Below are 656 nucleotides of genomic sequence, written 5' to 3' on the forward strand. Positions count from 1 at the left end.
GCCACGGGCCTGGGCGACGGGCTTGCCGATTTCGCGGCTGATCATTTGCGCGAACGCTTCGGCCTTGGCTTCGAGAGTGCTGGCCAGGGCCAGCAAGTACTCGCTGCGCTGACCCAGCGACACCTGGCGCCACTGGCGGTAGCCGACCTTGGCACGTTGCAGCGCCGCTTCCAGTGCGGCGTCGGTGTCGAACGGGTAGGCGCCGATCTGCTCGCCGCTGTACGGGTCGAGGGAGATGGCGTGGGTCAGGCTGCTGATCGCGCTCATGGCGGGACACTCTCGTTGTTGTTAATCAGGTGACGCCAGACTAGTGGGCTATGGGTTTAATGAAAACTGAATAATAATGAGCGAAACATTCACGTTTGGAGAAAGGCCGTGGACCTGGTGCAACTCGAGATTTTCAAGGCCGTTGCCGAGCACGGCAGCATCAGCGCCGCCGCACAGCACATCCATCGGGTACCGTCGAACCTGACCACGCGCATCAAGCAGCTGGAAGAAGACTTGGGCGTGGAGCTGTTCATTCGCGAAAAGAGCCGTCTGCGCCTGTCGCCTGCGGGCTGGAATTTTCTCGAGTACACCCGGCGCATCCTCGACCTCGTGCATGAAGCACGGCTGAGCGTGGCCGGTGATGATCCGCAGGGCACCTTCGCCCTCGG

Annotated in this window: 2 protein-coding genes; one reads left to right on the forward strand and one right to left on the reverse strand. The window is 61.9% G+C overall.

The annotated features are described in order from the left end of the window. Window positions 1–267: aldehyde dehydrogenase family protein (locus HP546_RS30840; protein ID WP_172233824.1), on the reverse strand; the 267-nt coding region annotated here is incomplete at its 3' end. Between the two features lie 108 nt (window positions 268–375). Here HP546_RS30840 and HP546_RS30845 point away from each other — a divergent pair. Further along, window positions 376–656, forward strand: a 281-nt coding sequence (locus HP546_RS30845; RefSeq protein WP_172233827.1) for a LysR family transcriptional regulator, incomplete at its 3' end; no start/stop codon positions are given.

Origin of the sequence: Pseudomonas sp. CM25 (genome assembly GCF_013179705.1) — a bacterium.
In the GTDB taxonomy this organism is placed as follows: Bacteria; Pseudomonadota; Gammaproteobacteria; order Pseudomonadales; family Pseudomonadaceae; genus Aquipseudomonas.